Source organism: Streptomyces sp. SP18CS02 (genome assembly GCF_036322365.1).
In the GTDB taxonomy this organism is placed as follows: domain Bacteria; phylum Actinomycetota; class Actinomycetes; order Streptomycetales; family Streptomycetaceae; genus Streptomyces.
Window position 1 is genome coordinate 70529 of the sequence record NZ_JAQYXC010000295.1, and the last position, 19499, is coordinate 90027.

A 19499-nucleotide genomic window follows, 5' to 3' on the forward strand; every position below is an offset into this window, starting at 1 on the left:
CACCATGGTCCGATGCGCGACGACGAGGCGGTGCCTGCCCGCGGGCCCATCGGCGCACTCGTTCACCGTGCCGTCGACGGTGACGAGCAGGCGACGCACGACCTTCTGGCCCATGTCCACCCCCTGGCCCTGCGCTACTGCCGCACGCGGCTGAACCGGCTGCCCGGTGACGCCCGGCACTTCGTCGAGGACCTCGCCCAGGAGGTCTGCGTCGCGGTGCTGATGGCGCTGCCCCGCTACCGGGACACCGGCAGGCCGTTCGAGGCGTTCGTCTTCGCCATCGCCGGACACAAGGTCGCGGACCTCCAGCGGGCCGCCATGCGGCACCCGGGGTCCACCGCCGTGCCGTCCGACGAGATGCCGGAGCGGCCCGACGACTCGCTGGGACCGGAGGAGCGGGCGCTGCTCAGCGACGACGCGGAGTGGGCCAAGAAACTGCTGGCCAACCTCCCGGAGAACCAGCGCGAACTGCTCGTGCTCCGGGTCGCGGTCGGCCTGACCGCCGAGGAGACCGGCCAGATGCTGGGCATGTCCCCGGGGGCGGTGCGCGTCGCGCAGCACAGGGCCCTCAGCCGGCTGCGGGCGCTCGCCGAACAGTGAGTCGCGCCCCCGCCCGGGGGCCGCACCACCCGTGCTGACGCGAACGCCGCGTCGTCCGCGTACGTATGGGTGGAGGAGAACGGGGCCGTACGTGTGAACGTACAAAGCTTGCGGGTGATCTTGCTCGTGGAATGAGACACGGCCGAAGCCCGTTAGCATGGACATCCGCACCGATCAAGGCCATTTGGGGAAGGTGTCATGACTGCCAACGTCGACGGAGTGCCCGGAAAATTCGCGACACTCGGGCTGACCTACGACGACGTGCTGCTCCTGCCGGGCGCGTCCGACATGGCGCCCGACCAGATCGACACTGCCTCGTACATCTCCAAGAACGTACGGGTGAACATCCCGCTGCTCTCGGCCGCGATGGACAAGGTCACCGAGTCGCGCATGGCGATCGCCATGGCGCGGCAGGGTGGTGTCGGTGTGCTGCACCGCAACCTCTCCATCGCCGACCAGGCCAACCAGGTCGACCTGGTGAAGCGCTCCGAGTCGGGCATGGTGTCCGACCCGATCACGGTCCACCCCGACGCCACGCTGGGCGAGGCCGACGCCATCTGCGCCAAGTTCCGCATCAGCGGCGTGCCGGTCACCGACCCGGCGGGCAAGCTGCTGGGCATCGTCACCAACCGCGACATGGCGTTCGAGACCGACCGCAGCCGTCAGGTCCGCGAGGTCATGACGCCGATGCCGCTGGTCACCGGCAAGGTGGGCATCTCCGGCGTCGACGCCATGGAGCTGCTGCGCCGCCACAAGATCGAGAAGCTTCCGCTCGTCGACGACGCGGGGATCCTCAAGGGCCTCATCACCGTCAAGGACTTCGTCAAGGCGGAGAAGTACCCCAACGCGGCGAAGGACAAGGGCGGCCGGCTGCTCGTCGGCGCCGCCGTCGGCGTGGCGGGCGACGCCTACGAGCGCGCCCAGGCCCTGGTCGAGGCGGGCGTCGACTTCATCGTCGTCGACACCGCGCACGGCCACTCCAAGCTGGTCGGCGACATGGTCGCCAAGATCAAGTCCAATGCCCCGGTCGATGTCATCGGCGGCAACATCGCCACCCGCGACGGCGCCCAGGCGCTCATCGACGCGGGCGTCGACGGCATCAAGGTCGGCGTCGGTCCCGGCTCCATCTGCACCACCCGCGTCGTCGCCGGCATCGGCGTCCCGCAGGTCACCGCCATCTACGAGGCCTCCCTCGCCGCCAAGGAGGCCGGAGTCCCGGTCATCGGCGACGGCGGTCTGCAGTACTCCGGGGACATCGCCAAGGCCCTGGTGGCCGGCGCCGACACGGTGATGCTCGGCTCGCTGCTCGCGGGCTGCGAGGAGTCCCCGGGCGAGCTGCTCTTCATCAACGGCAAGCAGTTCAAGTCGTACCGCGGCATGGGCTCGCTGGGCGCGATGCAGACCCGTGGTGAGCAGCGCTCCTTCTCCAAGGACCGGTACTTCCAGGAGGGCGTCGCCTCCGACGAGAAGCTGGTGCCCGAGGGCATCGAGGGCCAGGTGCCCTACCGCGGCCCGCTCTCCGCGGTCGTCCACCAGCTGGTGGGGGGCCTGCGCCAGTCGATGTTCTACGTCGGCGGGCGTACCGTTCCGGAGCTCCAGGCGAACGGCCGGTTCGTACGGATCACGTCGGCGGGTCTCAAGGAGAGCCACCCGCACGACATCCAGATGACGGTCGAGGCGCCGAACTACAGCAGGAAGTAGCGCGCACACGCGCGTGACGCGTGTGAGGGGCGGTCCGGGGGTTCACCGGGACCGCCCCTCACACGTGTGTCGGGGATACTGGTAGGCGCAGACGTAGAGGGAAAGGCCACACATCGTGACTGAGATCGAGATCGGGCGCGGCAAGCGCGGCCGCAGGGCGTACGCGTTCGACGACATCGCCGTCGTCCCCAGCCGGCGCACCCGGGACCCGAAGGAGGTCTCGATCGCCTGGCAGATCGACGCCTACCGCTTCGAGCTGCCGTTCCTGGCCGCTCCCATGGATTCGGTGGTCTCCCCGCAGACCGCGATCCGCATCGGCGAGCTGGGCGGACTCGGGGTGCTGAACCTCGAAGGACTGTGGACCCGGTACGAGGACCCGCAGCCGCTGCTCGACGAGATCACCGAGCTGGACGAGGCCGCCGCGACCCGCCGTCTGCAGGAGATCTACGCGGCCCCGATCAAGGAGGAGCTGATCGGGCAGCGCATCAAGGAGGTGCGTGACTCGGGCGTGGTCACCGCCGCCGCGCTCTCGCCGCAGCGCACGGCCCAGTTCTCCAAGGCCGTCGTGGACGCCGGGGTCGACATCTTCGTCATCCGGGGTACGACCGTCTCCGCCGAGCACGTCTCCGGCGCGGCCGAGCCGCTCAACCTCAAGCAGTTCATCTACGAGCTGGACGTTCCGGTCATCGTCGGCGGCTGCGCCACGTACACCGCCGCCCTGCACCTGATGCGCACGGGCGCGGCCGGTGTGCTGGTCGGCTTCGGCGGCGGCGCCGCGCACACCACCCGCAACGTGCTGGGCATCCAGGTCCCGATGGCCACGGCCGTGGCGGATGTCGCCGCCGCCCGCCGGGACTACATGGACGAGTCCGGCGGCCGGTACGTGCACGTCATCGCGGACGGTGGCGTGGGCTGGTCCGGTGACCTCCCCAAGGCGATCGCGTGCGGCGCCGACTCGGTGATGATCGGCTCCCCGCTGGCGCGGGCGACGGACGCGCCGGGCAAGGGCCACCACTGGGGCATGGAGGCCGTCCACGAGGACGTGCCGCGCGGCAAGCTGGTCGACCTCGGCATCGTCGGCACGACCGAGGAGATCCTCGCCGGGCCGTCGCACTCGCCGGACGGGTCGATGAACTTCTTCGGCGCGCTGCGCCGGGCGATGGCGACGACGGGCTACAGCGAGCTCAAGGAGTTCCAGCGCGTCGAGGTGACGGTCGCGGACGCGCAGCACAAGCGCTGACCCGGCCCCCGGCCCGGCCGCCCCGAGCGGCCGGCCGGGCGGGGCGCACCGTGGAACGCCGTACGCCGAAGGGGCCCGCACCACCCGGTGCGGGCCCCTTCGGCGTACGCCCGGTGGTTACGCGTCGGCCTTCTTGGCGCCCGCGAAGGCGGTGACCGCGGCGATGGCGAGGAAGACGTACGTCATCACGTCCGCCGCTTCCTTCCAGACGTCGATCAGCGTGCCGAAGTCCTCCAGGAGGATGTCGGTGACGGAGCCGCCGGCGAGCTCGCTGAGGACGACCGCGATGGCGACGATCTGGCCGAGGTAGACGGCGCCGATCGAGAGGACGGCGGCGATCACGGGCAGTGCGGGACTGCGGCCGCCCGCCTTGGCGGCGACGAAGCCCACGAGGAAGCCGACACCGACGGCGGCGTACCCGATCTCACGCTCGATGGCGCCGCCGATCGCGCCGTACGCGCCCGCGGCGACGAGGGCGGCCACCAGCGCGGCCAGCAGGCCGAGGACGACGTTGTCGCGCGCGGGAGCGGGGGCGGGGGCCGCCGGGTACGGGGTGGCGGGGCCGTCGGCGAACGGGTTGCCGGGCGGCGGAACGGACTGGGACATGCTGAAGGATCCCCCCTGGGACGGTGACACGATCGAGTCGCACGTCTGTGCGTATAAAGACCGTGTGAAGTCGAGGCCCGGAGACTAGCAGCCCGGTCCGACAACGGCCGGGGGGATTTTCCCGGGGCGTCGGTCAGAGGCGGTGTGCCGCGCCCGCGGGTGTCGCGCCCCGGGTGTCCAGCAGCAGCTGGGCCTTCACCGACAGACCCTGGAGGTCGTAGGTGCGGTGATGCTGGAGCAGGACGGTCACATCGGCGTGGGCCGCCGCCTCGTACAGGGAGTCCGCGCGCGGGACGGGCCGGTCACGGACGCGCCAGTCGGGGACGTACGGGTCGTGGTAGCTGACCGCCGCGCCCATGTCCATCAGGCGGCGCGCGATCTCGGCGGCGGGCGCCCCCTCGCGGTCCGCCAGGTCCGGTTTGTACGTGACCCCCAGCAGCAGCACCCGCGCCCCGCGGGCGGACTTGCCGTGCTCGTTCAGCAGGGTGGCGCAGCGCTGGATGACGTACTGCGGCATGCGCTCGTTGATCTGGCCCGCCAGTTCGACCAGCCGCAGCGGGCGGTGGGAGCCGATCGTGTCGGCGGGTACGCCGTGACCGCCGACGCCCGGTCCGGGACGGAACGCCTGGAAGCCGAAGGGTTTCGTCTCGGCGCACCGGATCACGTCCCACAGGTCGACGCCGAGCTCGTGGCAGAGCACGGCCATCTCGTTGACCAGGGCGATGTTGACGTGGCGGAAGTTGGTCTCCAGCAGCTTGACCGTCTCGGCCTCGCGTGTCCCGCGGGCCCGCACCACCTTGTCCGTGAGGCGGCCGTAGAAGGCGGCCGCGGCCTCGGTGCAGGCGGGGGTGAGGCCACCGATGACCTTGGGGGTGTGGGCGTAGTCATGGGTGCGGTTGCCGGGGTCGAGGCGGCCGGGCGAGTACGCGAGGTGGAAATCGCGGCCGGCCCGCAGCCCGGAGCCCTCTTCGAGGAGGGGGCGCAGGAAGTTCTCGGTGGTGCCCGGGTGTACCGGTGATTCGAACAGGACGGTGGTGTGGGGGCGCAGCCGGGCGGCCAGTGCCTGTGCGCCGGCGGCCACGGAGGTGAGGTCCGGCGCGTGGTCGGCGCCGGGCGGTGTGGGGGCGCAGATGACGGCGGTGCGGACCCGTCCCAGTTCGGCGGGGTCGGAGAGTGGCCGAAAGCCCCCCGAGAGCATCCGGCGGATCTCCGGGGCGGTCAGCGAGCCGTCGACCGGGGGGCGCCCGGCGGCGAGGTCCGCGACGGGGCGAGGGTCGACGTCATAGCCGATGGTGCCGATACCGGCGGCTGTCGCGGCGTGGGCGAGGGGCAGTCCGAGGTGGCCGAGGCCGATGACGGCGAGGTCTGCGGGCATGGGTGGGCCGTCCTTCCCAATAGCCGGAGTGGACGATATGCGCAAGTCCTGTGGACAGAACGAGCGGAAGCAATGTCAGACTAGGCGTAAATATGACCGTTATGCGGCATTGTGGGCTTCCGTTGTGCCGAGTGTTGTCCACAGGCGGTGGCTGAAGTCGGAGGACGGGGACAGAATCGAGTCTGTGAGCCCGACCACTTGGGGGGACGACGGGAGGCAGCAGTGAGGACAGCGACACTGGGACCCGCGGAGCGCGCCGAGGCGCTGGCGGCCATGGCCGAGCGTGAACTGGACGTGCTGGTGGTGGGCGCCGGCGTGGTCGGTGCCGGGACCGCCCTCGACGCGGCGACCCGGGGACTGGCGACCGGACTGGTGGAAGCGCGCGACTGGGCGTCCGGGACGTCGAGCCGTTCGAGCAAGCTGATCCACGGCGGGCTGCGCTATCTGGAGATGCTGGACTTCGCGCTGGTCAGGGAGGCGCTGAAGGAGCGCGGCCTGCTGCTGGAGCGGTTGGCGCCCCACCTGGTCAAGCCGGTGCCGTTCCTCTACCCGTTGCGGCACAAGGGCTGGGAGCGGTTGTACGCCGGTGCGGGCGTCGCCCTCTACGACGCCATGTCCGTCTCGTCCGGGCACGGCCGCGGCCTGCCCGTGCACCGGCATCTGACGCGGCGGCGCGCCCTCCAGGTCGCCCCCGCCCTCAGGAGGGACGCCCTCGTCGGGGCGTTGCAGTACTACGACGCCGAGATGGACGACGCGCGCTTCGTGGCGACGCTGGTGCGGACGGCCGCGAGCTACGGCGCGCACGTCGCCAGCAGGGCGCGGGTGATCGGGTTCCTGCGTGAGGGTGAGCGGGTGGTCGGTGCCCGGGTGCTGGACGTGGAAGGGGGCGGGGAGTACGAGATCCGCGCCAAGCAGGTCGTCAACGCGACCGGCGTGTGGACGGACGACACCCAGGCCCTCATCGGGGAGCGCGGCCAGTTCCATGTGCGGGCGTCCAAGGGCATCCATCTGGTCGTACCCAAGGACCGGATCCACTCGACCACCGGACTGATCCTGCGGACCGAGAAGTCGGTGCTCTTCGTGATCCCGTGGGGGCGCCACTGGATCGTGGGCACCACGGACACCGACTGGGACCTGGACAAGGCCCATCCGGCGGCGTCGAGCGCGGACATCGACTACCTGCTGGAGCATGTGAACAGCGTGCTGGCGGTACCGCTCACCCGGGACGACGTGGAGGGCGTGTACGCGGGCCTGCGGCCGCTGCTGGCCGGCGAGTCGGACGCGACGAGCAAGCTGTCGCGCGAACACACCGTGGCGCACCCGGTCCCGGGCCTGGTCGTGGTGGCGGGCGGCAAGTACACGACCTACCGGGTGATGGCCAAGGACGCGGTGGACGAGGCGGTCCACGGACTCGACATGCGGGTCGCGGCATGTGTCACCGAGGACGTGCCGCTGCTCGGCGCGGAGGGCTACCTGGCCCTGTGGAACGCGCGGGCGCGGATCGCGGCGCGCACGGGACTCCATGTGGTGCGGGTGGAGCACCTGTTGAACAGGTACGGCTCGCTCACCCAGGAGGTGCTGGAGCTGGTCACCGCCGACCCGTCGCTGGGCGAGCCGCTGGCCGCCGCCGACGACTACCTGCGGGCCGAGATCGTCTACGCGGCGTCGCACGAGGGCGCGCGGCACCTGGACGACGTGCTGACCCGGCGGACGCGGATCTCGATCGAGACCTTCGACCGGGGCACACGCAGCGCGCGCGAGTGCGCCGGGTTGATGGCGTCGGTACTGGGCTGGGACGAGGAGCAGATCGAGAAGGAGGTCCAGCACTACGAGAAGCGGGTGGAGGCCGAGCGCGAGTCGCAGCGGCAGCCGGACGACCTGACGGCGGACGCGGCGCGGCTCGGGGCGCCCGACATCGTGCCGTTGTAAGGCGTGCCCGCGAAGTCCGCTCCCGGGGTGGCACGCGGGCACCCCCGGGCGGGTGCGGGCGCCCCCGGCGCCGCTCGTGGCGGGCGGCCGGGAGTGCCGCCGGGCACGGGGGTGCTCGGGTGGCGGGTCGCTGGGGCCGTCGGGCCGGTCGGGGGAGAGGTGAGGGGACACCGGTCTGCCGGGGCCGGGGGATGGGGAGGGCCGCGGGGTTCCGGTCGCGGCGGAAACCGGAATGACCCGGCATGGGGGAATGGCTGATTCCGCCCTGTTGCGCCCCGTTGGGGCGTGGTTCTGAAGAAGTGCCAGGTGACCGGGCCGTGCCGGTGTCCGAGCAGGGGCCCGGGGCGGCCCCGGGGCGTGGGACGTCCTCCCGGAGGCGGACACGCGCATCGGACGGACCTGTCGCGACAGCGGCTGCCATCCGACGCTTCCCTGGTCACAGGCCTGTTGAAGCGGAACGGCGCGTCCCGGGGGGTTCTCTTCACGGTGATATCCGGACCCACGCCGGACCCGGGAGAATCGCCGGTCCCGGAGTGAGGGACAATGGACGCTCTTCCAGGGCGGGTTACCGCATCGCGCGGGAAGCGGCAGGCGCGGGCGAGGATCAGGGATCGCAGAGGGGACGCATGTCGGGAGCGGAGCAGTCGCGGGACGCGGCTCGGGAACCTCAGCGGGACGCAGCGGAATCGGGCGTCAGGTCGGGTAGGACGGACGTCGATTCGGACGTGAAGCCGGATGTCGGGACGGGCGAGGGTGCGGCCGTGGAGTCGGGCATCGAGCGGGACGTGAAGCGGAGTAAGAAGCCGGGCGCCGAGCCGACGGCGGAACCGGCCACGGAGCGGGACTCCGCGAAGAGCTCCGGGAAGAGTCCCGGGACGAGCCGGGAGCCGGACGCCGGGAAGGCTCCGGGCGCCGACTCGGCGACGGACCCGGCGAAGGACTCGGCAAAGGCCCCGGACGAGGATTCGGTCAAGGAGCCGGCGGCGGGACGGGACGCGGACCCGGCCACGGCGGCCGGAGCGGACGATACGTCAGCCGGCGCGACAGGCGCCGCCCGCTCGGCGGTTCCGGCCGCGCGGGCGGCCGGATCCGGGGGCACCCCGACGGGCGCGGCGCACGCGGCCGGCGAGAAGGCCTCCACCGGAGCGGCCACCGCCGCCGGCGCGGCGGGGTCCTCCGGCTCCGCGGAGTCCCGTGACGCCGCCGGGCGCGGAACCGACGTGCCGTCGAAGCCGGCCCAGGCCCCGAAGGCGCCCGGTACCCGGCCCGCCGCCCCGGCCCAGGCCCAGGGGTCCCGGCCCGCCGCCCAGGCGCCCAAGCAGTCGCAGGACGCCGCCCAGGCCGGCCGGAACGGCCAGGGCGAGCCGGGCAGGCCGCGCGTCCGCGGGGCGGTGCCGACCTCGGAGGGGCGGCTGCTCGCCGGGCGCTACCGGCTCGGCGGAGTCCTCGGGCGCGGTGGCATGGGCACCGTCTGGCGGGCCGTCGACGAGACGCTCGGCCGTACCGTCGCCGTCAAGGAGCTGCGCTTCCCCAACAGCATCGACGAGGAGGAGAAGCGCCGCCTCATCACGCGTACCCTCCGCGAGGCGAAGGCGATCGCCAGGATCCGCAACAACGGCGCCGTGACGGTCTACGACGTCGTCGACGAGGACGACCGCCCCTGGATCGTCATGGAGCTCATCGAGGGCAAGTCGCTCGCCGACGCCGTGCGCGAGGACGGTGTGCTCACACCCCGGCGCGCCGCCGAGGTGGGCCTCGCGGTGCTCGACGTGCTGCGGTCGGCCCACCGCGAGGGCATCCTGCACCGCGACGTGAAGCCGTCGAACGTCCTGATCGCCGAGGACGGCCGGGTCGTCCTCACCGACTTCGGCATCGCCCAGGTCGAAGGCGATCCGTCGATCACCTCCACCGGCATGCTCGTCGGCGCGCCCTCCTACATCTCTCCCGAGCGGGCCCGTGGCCACAAGCCGGGGCCCGCGGCGGACATGTGGTCGCTGGGCGGTCTGCTGTACGCGAGCGTGGAGGGCTGCCCGCCGTACGACAAGGGCTCCGCGATCGCGACGCTCACGGCGGTGATGACCGAGCAGCTCGACCCGCCGAAGAACGCCGGGCCGCTGGAGGAGGTCATCTACGGCCTGCTCGCCAAGGACCCGGCGCAGCGCCTCGACGACGCGGGCGCGCGGGCGCTGCTCAACGACGTCATCCACACGCCCGAACAGCCCGTCTCCGCCCCGGAGCCCGAGCCGACGCCGGAGGCCACCCGCGTCGTGCCGCTGCCGCCGCTGCCCGTCGAGCGTGAGGGCCGCGGCAAGGACAAGGCCAAGGAGGCGGCCGACGCCGCGGCGGACCGGATGCGCGGCGCGCTGCGTTCCGTACGCAACGCGGCGGCGACGGCGAAGCCGGAGCAGAGGCCGAGGCAGACGCAGCCGAGGACGCCGAACCCGGCGGATCCCTCCGGCCGGCCGGCCCCGGTGCGGGCGCCCCTGACCGATGTGGTGCCGCGCCGCACGCTGGTGATCATCGCGGTCGTCGTCGCGCTCGCCGTCGTGGCGGTCGTGCTCGCGGTCGCGTTGAGCGGTGGCGACGATCCGGCCGCGAAGGGGCAGGGCGGGCCGAGCGGCGACAAGTCGGCCGCGGCCGGCGCCACGGCGGGCACCGACGGCACCGGGACCACCGGTGGTGCCGGTGAGAAGACCGACGGGGAGCGGGGCGAGGAGCAGGGCGGCGAACAGCCCGGCACGGGCAGCACCGGGGAGCAGGGCCGGCAGGAGGGCGCCACCAGCGGCAAGCCCTCCGGGGAGCCCGGCGCAGGCGGGACCCTGCCGGCGGGTTACACCGTCGTCACCAACGACCGGTTCCACTTCTCCATGGCCATGCCGTCGAACTTCCGTATGACCGCTGTGGCGGGACAGAACTCCGGCGGGATATTCAGCGCCGACGGCGGCTTCCCCCGCGTGCAGGTCGACTTCAACAGCAGCCCCAAGGACGACGCCGCCAGCGCCTGGGCGGGCGCGGTGGCCGCTGTGTCGGCCAGCAGCAACGGTTACAAGCACCACGGCATAGCGAAGGTCGAGTACAAGGGCTACCCGACCGTGGCCGACTGGCAGTTCGAGCGCAATCAGAGCGGCCAGCGGGTATGGGTGCTCAACAGGGGCTTCAAGGTCGACGCCGCACGCGGCTACTCGATCATGATCTCCTGCAAGTCCGAAGAGTGGAACGGCGCCGAGTGCAAGACGCTTCGTGACACGGCGTTCGCGACGTTCAGCCCCAAGGACTGACCGAGGGCACGTATCGTGAGAGCTCGCGGACCGTATGCGGCGGCATGGGGTGGGTAACCGTACGGGCGTCGGCCGGAATTGACGGTATGGACAGTGCTGACGGTTCCGTACGTTCCGCGGGACCGGGGGGACAGCGCGCTCGTGGGGAGGCGTCGTGGACGACTATGCGGGGAGGGTGCTCGCCGACCGCTACCGCCTGCCGTTGCCGCCTTCGGACGCGTACGAACTCGTCGAGACCCGCGCCTTCGACACCTACAGCGGTCAGGAGGTGCTGGTCCGCCAGCTTCCGCTGCCCGAGGTCGTGGACGCGGAGGTCGTCGACACCGACGGCCGGGCCGGCGCCGTGTCGCCGCGCAGGGCGACGGGCCGGGCCACCCGCCGGCCCACCGACCCCGCCGTACGCCGTGCCATCGAGGCGGCCCAGGCCGCGGCGCAGATCCCCGACCACCCCCGGCTGGACCAGGTCTTCGACGTCTTCGCGGAGGCGGGATCCCTGTGGATAGTGAGCGAGATGGTCGCGGCACGGCCGCTCGCCGCCCTGCTCGCCGAGCGGCCGCTGAACCCGTACCGGGCCGCGGAGATCGGCTCGGACGTCCTCACCGCCCTGCGCGCCCTGCACGCGCACGGCTGGACCCACCGGAACATCACCGTCCGCACCGTCCTGGTCTGTGACGACGGACGAGTCGTCCTCACGGGCCTCGCGGCAGGAGCGGCGGAGGAGGCGCTGTGCGGGTACGCCCCGGTGCCCGTCCCCGACGACGAGGACGACGAGGACGACTACGGCCAGGATGACGCCGTCCGCGAGGACGCGGCCGTCGAAGAGGCCGCGTACGGGGACGACCACCGGGGCGAGTACGGGGACGGGTACCCGTACGGGGACGGCGAGGAGAGCGACTACCGGGGCGAGATCCTCTCCCCGGAGGGCCGGCCGTACGATCCGCCGCCCGGCGGGCAGGGGCCGTCCGCGCCGGCCCTGCCCATGGCGCCTTCCGAGGACGCCAGGGCGGCGGCCCGGGCGGGCGCCATCGCCGCGTACCGCGCCGGTGCACGCGCCGCCGCCCGCGCCCATGAGGCGGGTGGCGCCCCCGCGCTGCCGCCGGGACCGGCCCCGGCGGCGTCGCCGCCCGCACCGCAGTGGTGGACCCAGGTCGCCGCGGCGGAGGACGACGACTTCGACGACGACGACACCGCGAGCCGCCCCGGCGACCCGGCCGGTGGCGGTGCAGGGCAAGACGAGGACGGCGGCGAGGGGCCCCGGCGCGCGCTGCTCGCCGGTACCTGGCACGACGGCCCGTCGGGCGGACGTGACGCCCAGGGGTCGCTCCCGGCGGGCGGGGGCGTCTCGCCGTACGGCGGCGGGTCGCCGTACGCGCGCCGCGGTGACGGCAGCTGGCAGGGCGGCGGGTCCGGGGAGGCGCTGCGGGCCGACGCCCAGCGCGTGACCCGCGTCCCCGAGCAGCCCCCCGCGACCGGCCGGTGGAACGACATCGTGGCGACGGGGCAGGCACCGGCGTACCGCGGCCCCGCCACGCCCCTCGCCGCCGAGCGCGCCCGGCAGGCCCGCATCGCCGTCGTCGGCGCCGTCACCGAGCGATGGGCCCCCGAGCAGGCGGGTCCTGTCCACGAGAACTGGCAGCTGGCCCCGCCCATCGGACCCTCCACCGATCTGTGGGCGCTCGGTGCGCTGCTCTACCGGGCGGTCCAGGGCCACGCCCCGTACCCGGAGGAGAACGCGGCCGAGCTGGTCCAGATGGTGTGCGCCGAGCCGCCCGCGTTCGCCGAGGAGTGCGGGCCCCTGCGCCCGGTCGTCGAATCGCTGCTGCGTCAGGACCCGACGGAGCGGCCGGACTTCGAGGAGCTGCGCGGCTGGCTGCGCTCGCTGGTGCGCTCGGCCCCGGAGCCCGAGGCGGGCACGGGCATCGTGGCGATGCCGGCCGTCGACGAGACCCGGCTGCCCGTCGTGCGCCGCCGCGGCGAACTGGTCCGCAAGCGGCGGGCGGGCACCTCCGCCTCCGCGCATGGCCGCCACCGCCAGCGGAGGGGCGGCCATGCCGAGGGCACCGGAGCGTCGGCTCCGGCACGCGGCCGGGGGCCGCGCGCCCTCGGCCGCGTTCTTCTGGTCGCCATACTGCTCGCGCTCGCCGCCGCCATCGCGTATGCGGTGATGTACATGCCCAAGGCCCCGTCGGGGCGGCAGGACCCGGCCCGGAGCCCGGCCCAGGGGCAGGGGCAGCCGCAGCCCCGGCCGAGTGCCGCCGGACCGACCTCCGACGACGGGGCCGGGGGGGATCAGCAGCCGACCCCCGGCACACAGGACCCGTCCACCAACGCGGTGACGCCCAGCTCGCCCGCCCTCACCGCCGGGTACGCGGTCCGTGACGACCCCGAGGGCTTCCGGATCGGGGTCGACAAGAGCTGGCAGCGCAACCCGATCAACGACGTGGGCCAGGTCCGCTACATCGGTGGTGAATACACGCTGATCGTCGTGCCCGGCCGCGACACCGTCCAGGCCAACGGCGCCGACCCCATGGAGTACCAGCGGAACAAGGAGCGGGAGCTCCAGCCCTGGCGTGAGTCCTCCTGGGCGACCGCGTCCGGCCTGCGCCGAATAGACGTGGGTCAACAGGTCATGGCCGAGGGGCAGTTCACCTGGCAGGACGGCAACGGCCGTGAGGTGTACGTCCGCAACCTCGCCCTCGTCGTCGACGGCCGCTACCACGTCGTCCAGGTCATCGGCCCCGACAGCGAGCGTGACAAGGTGTCCGAGATCTACCAACAGGCAGTGAAGGCGTACCGCTCGACACGCTGAACGGACGCATCACAGTGCGGTCTCCGTGGCAGCCCCGAGGTTCCGCCGTACGTATCCCCCTCCGTAACCTGGCACCGGAAGAAACGGCGGGGGCAAGTGGAACACACTCAGGACAACGGATCGGGGCTGGTGCTGGCCGGGCGCTACCGGCTGGTCGAGACCATCGGCCGCGGGGGCATGGGCAAGGTCTGGCGTGCCCACGATGAGGTGCTGCACCGGACCGTGGCCGTCAAGGAACTGACGGCGGGCCAGTACGTCTGCGAGGCCGACCGGGTCGTCCTGCACGCCCGCACGCAGAAGGAGGCGCGGGCCGCCGCCCGCATCACCCACCCCGGGGTCGTCACCGTCCATGACGTCCTGGAGCACGACGCCCGCCCGTGGATCGTGATGCAGTACGTCGACGGGCCCTCGCTGGCCGACGCGGCCAAGGAGACCGGCGACGGGCGCATCCAGGCAGGGGAGGCGGCCCGTATCGGCCTGCACGTCCTGGGCGCCCTGCGCGCCGCGCACGCCGCCGGGGTGCTGCACCGGGACGTCAAGCCGGGCAACGTCCTGCTCGCCCGCGACGGCCGTGTACTGCTCACCGACTTCGGGATCGCCGCCATCGAGGGCGACTCGACCATCACCCGTACCGGTGAACTGGTCGGCTCCATCGACTATCTGGCGCCCGAGCGGGTGCGTGGCGGCTCGCCGGGACCGGCCTCCGACCTGTGGTCCCTGGGTGCCACGCTCTTCGCGGCGGTGGAGGGCACCTCGCCGTTCCGCCGTACGTCGCCCATCAGCACCATGCAGGCCGTCGTGACCGAGGAACCACCGGCGGCCGCGCACGCCGGGCCGCTCGCCCCCGTGATCACGGCACTGCTGCGCAAGGACCCCGCGGACCGTCCCGGCGCGGCCGAGACGGAACGCATGCTGCTGGAGGCGATGGAGGGCCGGGCGCCGGCGTCCGCCCAGGCGTACGTACCGACCCGGCCGGTGGGGCGGGGTGAGCTGACCGCCGCGACGAGCGAGCCGGCCGCCGGCACGTCGCCGACGGTGCCGGACATCCGGCCGCCCGGTTCCGCTTCGGGTGCCGCGCCGGACGGGGGCGCGGAGGGCGCGCCGGTCGCCACGGCGGAGTCGGCCGTGCGCGGGTCGAGCGGTCCGGGTGGTCCGGACGGTCCGGACGCGCGTGCGGAAGCCGGAGGGCGGGAGTACGCGTCGGCCCCGGGCCCGGCGGGATCTGCGGGGTCCGCGGGCGGGGCGACGGCGGCGTCGGCCGGTGCCGGGGACGGTTCCGTTCGTCCGGCGCGGCGCAGGCGTCGGCGCGCCGCCGTCCTGGCCGTCGTGCTCGCGGGAGTGATGGGCGGCGGCGCGGGCTTCGTCGTCATGAAGTACGCCGACCAGGGCGTCGGGTCCACCAGCCCGGGGGCCGGCGGCTCCACGCCTCCCGCCCAGGGCGCGCAGGCGGACCAGAAGGGCTGGCACCGGGTCGAGGATCCGGAAGGGTTCAGTCTGCTGGTGCCGGTCGGCTGGAAGCGGCAGATGGACGGCAACCAGATCGACTACACCCCGGACAACGGCCGCCACCGCATCCGGATCAGCATCGACCGCTCGCCGGACTTCGAGAACCCGTACATGCACATGCTGGATGTGGAGAAGAGTCTGATGAAGCGCCTTCCCTCCTATGACCGGAAGACGCTGCACCAGAACACCTTCCGTGATCAACTGGAATCCTGTCTGTGGGAGTTCACCTGGGTCGAGAAGAAGGATCATCCCGGCAAGCGGCGCGCGATCGACCAGGTGTACTACACGGACGACGGAACCGAGTACGCGCTGTACATGTCCTCTCCCGCGGACGACTGGCAGGCCACCCGGGAGCAGTTCGACATCATGCTGCGCGGCTGGCGTCCTGCCGAGGAGTGACCTCGGCGCGAGCAGAGGGGATGTGCCGTGCCCGTCGGACCACAGGAACCGCAGAACCCCCACGAACCACAGCGTTCCTCCGAAGTGCAGAGCTCCTCCGAAGCACAGCAACCGCACCAAGCGCAGCAACCGCACCAACCGCAGCAACCGCAGGCCCAGCAGTCTCCGCAGCCCCAGCAAGCGCAGGTACCCCGAGCCCAGGAGCAACCCCGAGCCCAGGAGCCCCCGGAGCAATGGCAACCGGAGCAACGGCAACCAGCGACTGAGCCTCAGCATGCGCAGGCGACGCGGCAACCCGACTTGCCCGACGAGCCCCACCCGCCGCACCAGCAGCACGCGCCCCAGGAACCACAGGGCACGCCCCAGTCGCACGGACCGCAGCACCCCCAACAGCCGCCCCGTGAGCCGTCCCACAGGCCACAGCACCCCCAACAGCAGCCTCAGAAGCAGCCCCTCGACGCGCCCGTGCCCCCTCCCCAGGGGCCGTCGCCCTCACACGAGCCCCAGCACGGGCAGGCCCCCCGGACTGCCCAGTCCCCCCAGGCCCCCCAGGCCCCGTACACCCCCCCGCAGCCGCACCACCTCTACCGTTCCGGTTTCCGGCGGCGCGTCGCCGGCCGCTACCGGCTGGAGACCCGGCTCGGCCGCGGCGGCATGGGCACGGTCTGGCTGGCCTACGACGAACTCCTCGGCCGGCACGTCGCCGTCAAGGAGATCCACGTCGAGGCCGGCGCCCCCACCCACTCGACCCTGCGGGAGGCGCGCGCCGTCGCGCGCGTACGCAATCCGCACGTCATCGTCGTCCACGACGTGGTCGAGGAGGACGGCGTCCCGTACATGGTCATGGAGCTGGTCGAGGGCGTCTCGCTCGCCGAACTGGTGGCCGCCCGGGGCCCGGTCGACGCCGCCGAGGCGGCCCGCATCGGGCTCGCGCTGCTCGGGGCCCTGCGTGCCGCCCATGCCCTGGGCGTGCTGCACCGGGACCTCAAACCGGCCAATGTGCTGCTGGAGGAGGGCACCGGGCGTGTGGTGCTCACCGACTTCGGGATCGCCCAGCTCGCGGGGGCGACGACGATCTCGGAGACGGGGATGTTCGTCGGCTCGCCCGAGTACACGGCACCCGAGCGCATGCAGGGTGCGGAGGCCGGTCCCGAGACGGACCTCTGGTCCCTGGGGGCACTGCTGTGCGCGGCGCTGACCGGCCGGTCGCCGTTCCACCGCGACTCCCTGGGCGGGGTGCTGCACGCCGTCGTGGAGGAGGAGGTCAGACCGCCCGCCGAGGCGTGGCCGCTGCTGCCCGTCGTGCGCGGTCTGCTGGAGCGGGATCCGGCGCGCCGGATGGGAGCGGCGGAGGCGGAGCGGCTGCTGGAGGAGTACACGGCGACGGGGACGACGCCGGCGTACCCGGGTCAGCGTTGGGGTTACGGGGCCGACCCCGCCCCCGGCGCCCCGCCCGGCTCTCCCCGGTGCGTGGCGGCCGACACCCGCCCCTCGGGCCTGCGGACGTCCCCGTACGGCGAGGCCGCCCCGTACGGCGAGGCCGCCCCGGGCGCCGGGGCCGCCCGCCGACGCAGGGGCAGGCCGCTGGTGGCCGCCGCGCTGCTCACCGCGCTCGCGGGGGCGGGAGCGGCGGGCACGGTACTGCTGCGTGCGGAAGGGGGAGGCGAGGGGCGGTCCGCGCCCCCGGCGGCGACCACCGCGACGCCGGTGACGACCACCACGGGCACGGGCGGTACGGCGGACGCCCCCGGGCCCTCCGGCGGGAGCGGGACGGCGGACACGAGGGTGCCGCCCGGCTACCGGGCGGTCTCCGACCCGGGCGGCTTCTCGCTCACCGTCCCCGAGGGGTACGAACGCTCCGCGGACGCGAAGCGCATCTACTACATGTCGCCCGACAAGGCCTTCCGGATCGGCATCCGGGTCCAGGCGCCGGTGACCGGGGGGCCGTTGGGCGCGATGCGCCTCGCCGACGCCGGCGGCCCGGACACCAACCCCGGCTACCGCCGCGCCAAGGTCACCCCGACCACGCACAACGGACTGCCGGCGGCTCTGTGGGAGTTCACCTGGAACGGCTACACGGCCACGGAGGGGCCCCGGCACACGTACGACATCTGCTGGGACGAGGGCGGCTGGATGTACGACGTCTGGGTCTCGGGTCCGGCCGCCCGGCTCGATGTGGTGAAGCGCCATTTCGACACCGTGCTCGATTCCTTCGCGGTGGGACGCTGACAGCGCCGCGGGCCGCAGCCCGCAACCTCCCACCTCTGCGATCGCTCGCCGTAAGCCCCTGATCAGGGCTTATTTGCCAGTGAACACTGGCGCGATGTGAGCGGCCGGTGAAAAGCTGTTACCGGTGGGTACCGGACGGGTCCCTTTGGGCATACCCTCGCCCCCATGACGGACTCGCAGGCCACCGCAGCCCCCCTCGGCACGACACCGCTCGGTACGAACCCGATCGCTCCCGCCCCGGCCGGCGCGCGCACCGCCGCCGACGTGGTCACGCCCGAAGTCGTCGCCCAGCTCACGCGCGGCGTCGCGGGGTCCGGCCGGACCGCCAACCACACCCCCTTCACCGGGGAGCGGCTGGCGGAACTGCCCGAGTCCACCCCGCAGGACGTCGCCGAGGCGTTCGCCCGCGCCCGCGCCGCGCAGCCCGTGTGGGCCGCGACGCCGGTCCGGGCTCGCGCCGCGGTGCTGCTGCGCTTCCACGACCTCGTCCTCCAGCGCCAGGCCGAGGTCCTCGACCTGATCCAGCTGGAGACCGGCAAGGCGCGGCTGCACGCCCACGAGGAGGTGCAGGCCGTCGCCGTGGCCGCCCGCCACTACGGCCGCAGGGCCGCCGCCTACCTGAAGCCGAAGCACCACACCGGCGTCGTCCCGACCCTCACCAAGGTCACCGAACTGCGCCAGCCGCGCGGTGTCGTCGGCCAGATCGCGCCCTGGAACTACCCCCTCGAACTGTCGGTGGGCGACGCGCTGCCCGCGTTCGTCTCGGGCAACGCGGTGGTCATGAAGCCCGACACCGAGACCGCGCTGACCGCCCTGTGGGCCCGCGACCTGCTGATCGAGGCGGGACTGCCGGCCGAGGTGTTCCAGGTGGTGCTCGGTGACGGGCCGGTCGTCGGCCCCGAGGTCGTCAAGCACGCCGACTACGTCTCGTTCACCGGCTCCACCCGCACCGGGCGCGAGGTGGCGCAGGGCGCGGCGGCCCGCCTGGTCGGCGTCTCCCTCGAACTCGGCGGCAAGAACGCCATGCTGGTCCTGCACGACGCCGACGTGGAGAAGGCGGCCGCGGGCGCCGTCCGCGCCTGTTTCTCCTCCGCCGGCCAGCTGTGCATCTCCATCGAGCGGCTGTACGTGCACGAGTCGATCGCCGACGAGTTCGTGGAGCGGTTCGCCGCCCGTACGAAGTCGATGCGGCTCGGCCGCTCCCTCGCGTACGGGGCGGACATGGGCTCCCTGGTCGGGGAGCGGCAGCTGGAGACGGTCACCCGGCACGTCGAGGAGGCCGTCGCCAAGGGCGCCACGCTCGTCGCGGGAGGAGTCGCCCGCCCCGACATCGGCCCCCTGTTCTACGAGCCGACCATCCTCGAAGGCGTGGAGGCGCCGATGGCGGTGTGCAGCGAGGAGACCTTCGGACCGGTCGTCTCGATCTACCGCTTCAGCGACGAGGACGAGGTCGTCGCGCAGGCCAACGACACCGCGTACGGCCTCAACGCCAGCGTCTGGACCAGGGACGGCCGCCGGGGACACGCGATCGCCGCCCGGCTGCGCACCGGCACGGTCAACATCAACGAGGGGTACGCCCCCGCCTACGGCAGCGTCCAGTCGCCGATGGGCGGCATGAAGGACTCCGGCCTCGGGCGCCGCCACGGTTCCGAGGGCATCCTCAAGTACACCGAGGCGCAGACGGTGGCGCAGCAGCGACTGATCCCGCTGGCTCCGTCGTTCGGCATGGACGACGAGAAGTACGCGGAGTTCATGAGCCTCAGCCTGAAGGTGATGAAGGCACTGCGCCTGCGCTGACCGCCGGCCGCCGCCCGGCCCCGAAGCCAC

11 protein-coding genes are annotated in these 19499 nt (G+C 73.1%); 9 read left to right on the forward strand and 2 right to left on the reverse strand.

Annotation, left to right across the window (positions count from 1 at the left end; all coding sequences use genetic code 11):
- The first annotated feature begins 12 nt into the window (after positions 1-12).
- The 3 genes from PUR26_RS27100 (at position 13) to PUR26_RS27110 (ending at position 3541) form a co-directional block, all read left to right on the forward strand.
- The gene (locus PUR26_RS27100; RefSeq protein WP_329876087.1) at positions 13-600 is read left to right on the forward strand and encodes a sigma-70 family RNA polymerase sigma factor; all 588 of its coding nucleotides are present in this window, start codon (positions 13-15) and stop codon (positions 598-600) included.
- A 198-nt stretch (positions 601-798) separates the two neighbouring features.
- Complete coding sequence (gene guaB / locus PUR26_RS27105; RefSeq protein WP_329876090.1) at positions 799-2301, forward strand: IMP dehydrogenase; 1503 nt, start codon at positions 799-801, stop codon at positions 2299-2301.
- Positions 2302-2416: 115 nt separating this feature from the next.
- Entirely contained in the window at positions 2417-3541 is a 1125-nt protein-coding gene (locus PUR26_RS27110) for a GuaB3 family IMP dehydrogenase-related protein (protein ID WP_329876092.1), read from the forward strand.
- Positions 3542-3658: 117 nt separating this feature from the next.
- On the opposite strand, the gene PUR26_RS27115 is transcribed toward PUR26_RS27110, so the two are convergent.
- Together PUR26_RS27115 and PUR26_RS27120 are read right to left on the reverse strand one after the other, a co-directional pair.
- Positions 3659-4147, reverse strand: a complete 489-nt coding sequence (locus PUR26_RS27115; RefSeq protein WP_329876094.1) for a hypothetical protein — start codon at positions 4145-4147, stop codon at positions 3659-3661.
- 133 nt (positions 4148-4280) lie between these two features.
- Positions 4281-5522: a nucleotide sugar dehydrogenase gene (locus tag PUR26_RS27120; protein WP_329876096.1), complete on the reverse strand. Its 1242-nt coding sequence runs from the start codon at positions 5520-5522 to the stop codon at positions 4281-4283.
- 222 nt (positions 5523-5744) lie between these two features.
- Here PUR26_RS27120 and PUR26_RS27125 point away from each other — a divergent pair, with 222 nt between their 5' ends.
- The 6 genes from PUR26_RS27125 to PUR26_RS27150 all read left to right on the forward strand — a co-directional run bounded on the left by PUR26_RS27125 (position 5745) and on the right by PUR26_RS27150 (position 19469).
- A complete protein-coding gene (locus PUR26_RS27125) occupies positions 5745-7451 on the forward strand; it encodes a glycerol-3-phosphate dehydrogenase/oxidase (protein WP_329876098.1) in 1707 nt (568 codons plus the stop codon).
- A 1391-nt stretch (positions 7452-8842) separates the two neighbouring features.
- Complete coding sequence (locus tag PUR26_RS27130) at positions 8843-10729, forward strand: serine/threonine-protein kinase (RefSeq protein ID WP_329876710.1); 1887 nt, start codon at positions 8843-8845, stop codon at positions 10727-10729.
- Between the two features lie 154 nt (positions 10730-10883).
- Positions 10884-13538 carry a protein kinase gene (locus PUR26_RS27135; RefSeq protein WP_329876100.1) on the forward strand — a complete coding sequence of 885 codons (2655 nt, stop codon included), beginning with the start codon at positions 10884-10886 and terminating at the stop codon, positions 13536-13538.
- Positions 13539-13634: 96 nt separating this feature from the next.
- Positions 13635-15443, forward strand: coding sequence for a serine/threonine-protein kinase (locus PUR26_RS27140; protein WP_329876102.1), 1809 nt, complete (start codon positions 13635-13637; stop codon positions 15441-15443).
- Between the two features lie 465 nt (positions 15444-15908).
- Complete coding sequence (locus tag PUR26_RS27145) at positions 15909-17672, forward strand: protein kinase domain-containing protein (RefSeq protein ID WP_443077183.1); 1764 nt, start codon at positions 15909-15911, stop codon at positions 17670-17672.
- 165 nt (positions 17673-17837) lie between these two features.
- Entirely contained in the window at positions 17838-19469 is a 1632-nt protein-coding gene (locus PUR26_RS27150) for a succinic semialdehyde dehydrogenase (RefSeq protein ID WP_329876104.1), read from the forward strand.
- The last annotated feature ends 30 nt before the right edge of the window (positions 19470-19499 follow it).

Bases quoted from the DNA above. Each gene is read 5' to 3' on its own strand.
- PUR26_RS27100 (WP_329876087.1), top strand. From the start codon at position 13: ATGCGCGACGACGAGGCGGTGCCTGCCCGCGGGCCCATCGGCGCACTC.
- guaB (WP_329876090.1), top strand. From the start codon at position 799: ATGACTGCCAACGTCGACGGAGTGCCCGGAAAATTCGCGACACTCGGG.
- PUR26_RS27115 (WP_329876094.1), bottom strand. From the start codon at position 4,147: ATGTCCCAGTCCGTTCCGCCGCCCGGCAACCCGTTCGCCGACGGCCCC.
- PUR26_RS27120 (WP_329876096.1), bottom strand. From the start codon at position 5,522: ATGCCCGCAGACCTCGCCGTCATCGGCCTCGGCCACCTCGGACTGCCC.
- PUR26_RS27150 (WP_329876104.1), top strand. From the start codon at position 17,838: ATGACGGACTCGCAGGCCACCGCAGCCCCCCTCGGCACGACACCGCTC.